This is a genomic window from Aliiruegeria haliotis (assembly GCF_003003255.1).
GTDB classification, from domain to species: domain Bacteria; phylum Pseudomonadota; class Alphaproteobacteria; order Rhodobacterales; family Rhodobacteraceae; genus Tropicimonas; species Tropicimonas haliotis.
On record NZ_PVTD01000028.1, the window covers coordinates 1 to 5,553 of the forward strand.

Sequence of the window (5,553 nt, forward strand, 5' to 3'; positions counted from 1 at the left end):
ATACAGGCCACCCGCGCCAGAAACCCTTGTTCCGATGGACCAGAGGCCAACGATGTACTAACAATCAAACCGGACCACCCATTGGGGGCACGCCAAGCGATGGACTACATGCCCAATGGCCCGATCACTACGCTTGCCAACCCATCGATGTACTTGCCGCTCCCTGAAGTCATCCGTCTAGGCAAGGATGTCCTTCGCGGACTCGAGTACCTTCATGGGCATGACTTCTATCACAACGACATCAAGCCCGAAAACGTACTTATCGGCGCGCAGGGCCAAGGCATGTTGACTGACTACGGCATTGTGGGAGTCACGCAGGGGGGGGCTCCAATACCTGCCCCGATGTTCTACAAGATCCATGCCGCTCCTGAGGTGCACACGTCGAGCGGGATCACGGCGCAGACTGATGTATTTCAAGCGGGCCTTACCTTGTTCCGCATCGCCGTAGGGCTCAACGATCTTCGTCAAAAGTTCAGCGCACTCGGCGAGCAATCTTACTATGATGCGGTGGCACAAGCTCAGCTCATCTCCGTATCAGATTTTCCTACTTTTGTGCCTTCACGTCTGCGAAGAATTATTCTGAAGGCGACACATCCCGATTTGAATGAAAGATATGGATCGGCTCTCGAAATGCGTCGGGAGCTAGAGAAACTCAACTACCCAGGTTTCTGGACGGTCGACGCAAGCGGTGACTTCATCGGCTTCAATGGGGCGTACATCTACCGAATTGCTGAAACCAAGAAGGCAGGGAATGCATATGACGTGACTGCCTTTAGGCGAAGCAAAAAAACTGGCCGTGAAACCCGCGTTTCGAAGTTCTGCCAATGCAACCTAAGCAGTGCAGTTGCGAAGCGAGAGGTCGCAAAGTTCATCAAAGCAGTGGTGGAGGGACTATGAGTTCTCAAGGATTCAATCCGGCTGAAAAGTTCCAATCCCAGATACCGGCGATCCAGACGCTGGTTGCGCTAGGGTTCAAACCACTGTCACAGACGAACGTGGATCAATTGCGGGGGAAAACCCGCAGCGTGATCCTCGACGACATCGTTGTGGAGCAGATGCTGAAGCTCAACAGCTACAGTTATCGCGGCAAGAGCTATGCTTTTGACCTGGAGGACGCCCATGAGGCGCTGCGCCGTCTCAAACCGACCCCTGACAAGCTGAAGGGGCTGAGGGGCACAAATCAGGACATCTATGATCTCTTGGTTCTGGGCACGACGATCTCAAAAGCCATCGAGGGCGACAGCAAGAGCTATTCCTTCAAGTACATCGACTGGGAGACGCCCGAGAACAACGTTTTCCATGTGACGGCGGAGATGAGTGTCGAGCGGACAGCCAGCACCTCTACGCGGCGCTGCGATATTGTCTGCTTCGTGAACGGCATCCCCTTCATTGTCATCGAGAACAAGCGTCCCACGGAGACGTTAAGGAAGGCCGATAGCCAGCTGATCGGATATCAGAACGAAGACAACATCCCGCAGCTCTTTCACTATGCGCAGTTGCTCATGAGCATGAAGCGGCGGGAAGCCCGCTTTGCCACCGTGGGCACGCCGCGCAAGTTCTGGCAAATCTGGCGCGATGAAGAGGATCAGGATGCAGATATCTCTGCAACGATCAACCGCCCTCTAGCGGCGGATGAAAAGACCGCTGTTTTCTCCGGCGACATGGCCGATGCGCACGTCTTCTTCGAAGAGCTGGCAGCGGGAGGGGAGCGGTCGATCAGTGAGCAGGATCGAGCCATCTACGCAATGTGCCGCCCGGAGCGCCTCCTCGACCTTGTGCGCCGTTTCACGGTTTTCGATGGCGGAGTGCGAAAGATCGCTCGCCATCAGCAATTCTTCAGTATCCGAACCGCGCTCGCGCGCCTGAAAGGCTTCGATCTGGAAGGTCGCCGCAAGGGAGGTGTGATATGGCACACGCAGGGCTCGGGAAAGAGCCTAACAATGGTGATGCTTGGACGAGCACTTGCCCTCGATAAGGGCGTAAGGAATCCCCGCATCCTGATCGTCACGGATCGTGATGACCTCGACAAACAGATCAAGGGCACGTTCAAGTCCTGCGATCTTGAACCCGTTCGAGCGGCCACAGGGGCAAACCTAATCGAGCTGATCAAGAACCGGACACCTTTGGTCACGACGATCATCAACAAGTTCGATACCGCCATGAAGGCGGACAACTTCAAGGACGACAGCGCCGACATCTTCGTTCTGGTCGATGAGAGTCACCGCAGCCAGACAGGCCGCTATGGCGGGCACGGCAAGTTTGCCTTGAAGATGCGACGTATCTTGCCAAATGCCTGCTACCTCGGCTTCACCGGCACACCGCTCTTGAAGAAGGACAAGAACACCCTCGATACGTTCGGTGGGCTCATCCACAAGTATACGATTGATCAGGCTGTTAAAGACGAGGCCGTTGTCCCATTGCTCTATGAAGGGCGCTTGGTCGAACAGCAGGTGAGTGGCGATGTCGTCGATACCTGGTTTGACAAAATCAGCGAGGGACTGACGGAGAAACAGAAAGCCGATCTGAAGCGAAAGTTCTCGCGCATGGATGCTCTGTCAAAGACGAGCCAAGCCATCCGCGCCAAGGCATTCGATATCTCCGAACACTTTCGCCAGTATTGGCAGGGCACCGGCTTCAAAGCGCAACTGGTAGCCCCGTCAAAGGCAGCTGCCGTGCGCTTCAAGGAGGTGCTCGACGAGATAGGCCATGTGACGAGCGAGATTATCATCTCTGCCCCCGACGACAAGGAAGGTAACGAGGAAGTCGATCAGGATTCCAAGGACTTGGTGCGCAAGTTCTGGGACAAGATGATGGCCAAGCATAAGACCGAAGACGAATACAACCGCCAGATCATCGACGCCTTCAAGGGCTCCGGCGATCCCGAAATTCTGATCGTCGTCTCGAAACTTCTGACCGGCTTTGATGCTCCACGCAACACGGTACTCTACGTATGTAAGCCGTTGCGGGAACATAATCTTCTTCAAGCCATTGCCCGCGTAAACCGTCTCTACGAGGACGATGACAAGGAGAAGCAATTCGGCTTCATCGTTGATTATGAAGGGTTGCTTGGTGAACTCGATACGGCACTGACGACCTATAGCGCTTTTGAAGGTTTCGACGGCGAGGATGTTGCAGGATCGTTGCACGATATCCGGGAGGAAATCCGCAGGCTGCCGCAGCTGCACGACCAGCTGTGGGATGTCTTCAAGGAGGTTCGCAACAAGAAGGATATGGAGCAGTTCGAGCAGCTCCTGGCTGACGACGCGAAACGGGAAGGCTTCTATACCCGTCTGAAGGACTATGGCCGCTGTCTGCACATCTCGCTTTCCTCCGAGAAGCTCTATGACGTGTTCGACGAGGCGGCGGTTGCCAACTTCACGAAGGATTGGAAAGCCTTCTCGGAGCTGAAGCGCTCGGTTCAGCTACGCTACCAAGAAACAGTCGATGTGAAGGAGTTCGAGCCCAAGATTCAGAAATTGCTCGACGATCATGTCACCGCGAAACCTGCCGAGGTCATCATTGACCTGGTGAACATTAACGATCCTGACGCCTTGAACGCCGTGATCGAAGAAGAGGGTACGACTGCCGCCTCCAAGGCGGATCGTATTGCAAGTGCCACCAAACGCACGATCACGGAAAAGATGGAGGAAGACCCTTCCTTCTACAGGCAGTTCTCCGAGATGCTGACAGAGACGATCCGCGACTACCGCGAAAAGCGGATTTCTGAGAAGGACTACCTTAAGACGGTCGTGGACTTGGCGGGGCGCGTTGCGCGCCGCGATCATGGTCGTGAAATGCCCGAAAGCATCAAGGGAGACACGGACGCTCAGGCCGTCTTCGGTGTGCTTGAGCCGATCCTGAAGGAGATCAATGGCGGCGTTGAAGATACTGTGACAGCCGATGTCGCGCAGTCGATCATCGGGATCGTCAAGGATCACCACATCGTCGATGTCTGGTCGAACGAAATGGCGCAGAACAACATGCGCAACGCAATCGACGACTATTTCTTCGACGTCGTGCGCGACGAGAAAGGCATCGACATTCCCCTCGACCTTCTCGACGACATCGAGCTGCGGATCATGGATATCGCGCGGGCGAGGTTCCCCGGATGAGTGCTGAGGTTCTTGAGGCACGCTTCGGCAGTGAAACGATCCGTTTTTCTGTCGTGAGGCGGGTTCGCAAAACCCTGTCCATAAGCGTCTTGCCTGACCAGCAGGTCGAGGTTGTCGCGCCCGAGGACGCGAGCTCTGAACGTATCGTCGAGAAGGTGCGCAAACGCGCGCCTTGGATATGCAAGCAGCTTCGCTACTACGACCAATTCCAGCCTAAAACGCCGGAACGTCGCTATATCGGCGGCGAGACCCACTTGTACTTGGGTCGCCAGTACAAACTCAAGGTGATCCCCGGCATACAGAACAGCGTCAAGATGCAGCGCGGTCAACTGATGGTTTGGAGCACGAAGCCAGATCGAGCCGCTCACACCCGTGAGCTAGTACGAGACTGGATGTTGCAGCGTGCCCAGATCAAGTTCGCGGAACGGCTGGACATCTGCCGAGGCCGTTTTCCAGACCCCGAGAAAGTCATTCCGAACAGTATCATCATTCGCGAGTTGAAATCTCGATGGGGTTCAATGACTGGCCGGAAGAATTTAGTGATCAATCGTGTTCTTATCAGTGCCTCCACAGAGGCGATAGATTATGTGATTACCCACGAACTGTGCCATGTCGGCCACCCTCACCACGGCCCTGCCTTCTTCGATCTTTTGGGGCGCGTCATGCCGGATTGGGAGAAACGCAAACTCAAGCTCGAGCGGCAGATGGCTTGATACTGCAAGAAAACTAAGAGTTTTGCGTTCCAGTGCGCTCAACGTACTAGTTCGTTAGATCCCAGAGTAGTGTTCGCAGTTCATGCATTTCATGTAGCCTCCCCTGCGATCCTCCAATTGCGGATTTGCCCGCCGTTCACTCGTCGCCGAGTTGCGACGCGACGCTGGTGGACCGACATGCGGACCTTCGGCATATTGGTGAAGTCACTCCAAACCGACCATAATCGTTCGCGCATGCTGCCCAAGCTTCTCCCACTTCGTACCACACCCAAACACAGGGAAACGGTCCCGTCGTTTCTATCTCGCATGGCGGCGATGAATGGGGTGAGTGCGACTGACTTCGCTTTGGATATGGGATTCTCGATCAAGAAGATCGTTTCTTTGGACGAAGATGCTTTGAACGACCTCGCTACATGCGGTGGACTCACTGGTGCTCAACTCGAAGAGCTCGTCTCCTGGACCGGGCGAAGTATCGGCGAAGTAAGAATGACATTTCGGGATGAAGTGTTTGTCACTCGCGCAGTTAGGAACCCCATAATCCGAGGCTGCCCTGTATGTCTACGTGAAGATGTTGAGGAAGCTGAATCCAATAGTGCCAATCCGCTAACTCAAATGACGATGCGGGGAGACTGGTGGCGTGCCCCCAATGGGTGGTCCGGTTTGATTGTTAGTACATCGTTGGCCTCTGGTCCATCGGAACAAGGGTTTCTGGCGCGGGTGGCCTGTAT

Annotated in this window: 4 protein-coding genes; all 4 read left to right on the plus strand. The window is 55.0% G+C overall.

Annotated features, from left to right (window positions below; all coding sequences use genetic code 11):
- A partial coding sequence (locus CLV78_RS23525; RefSeq protein ID WP_211301070.1) for a protein kinase domain-containing protein occupies window positions 1-897 on the plus strand: 897 nt, incomplete at its 5' end.
- Entirely contained in the window at window positions 894-4,112 is a 3,219-nt protein-coding gene (locus tag CLV78_RS23530) for a type I restriction endonuclease subunit R (RefSeq protein ID WP_106208586.1), read from the plus strand. The genes CLV78_RS23525 and CLV78_RS23530, both read left to right, overlap by 4 nt.
- The gene (locus CLV78_RS23535) at window positions 4,109-4,825 is read left to right on the plus strand and encodes a M48 family metallopeptidase (RefSeq protein WP_106208588.1); all 717 of its coding nucleotides are present in this window, start codon (window positions 4,109-4,111) and stop codon (window positions 4,823-4,825) included. The genes CLV78_RS23530 and CLV78_RS23535 overlap by 4 nt, the downstream gene beginning before the upstream one ends.
- Window positions 4,826-5,002: 177 nt before the next feature.
- The coding region (locus tag CLV78_RS23540) for a TniQ family protein (protein WP_211301071.1) at window positions 5,003-5,553 on the plus strand (551 nt) is incomplete at its 3' end.

Coding starts and splice junctions, on each gene's coding strand:
- CLV78_RS23535 (WP_106208588.1), top strand. CDS start 4,109: ATGAGTGCTGAGGTTCTTGAGGCACGCTTCGGCAGTGAAACGATCCGT.
- CLV78_RS23530 (WP_106208586.1), top strand. CDS start 894: ATGAGTTCTCAAGGATTCAATCCGGCTGAAAAGTTCCAATCCCAGATA.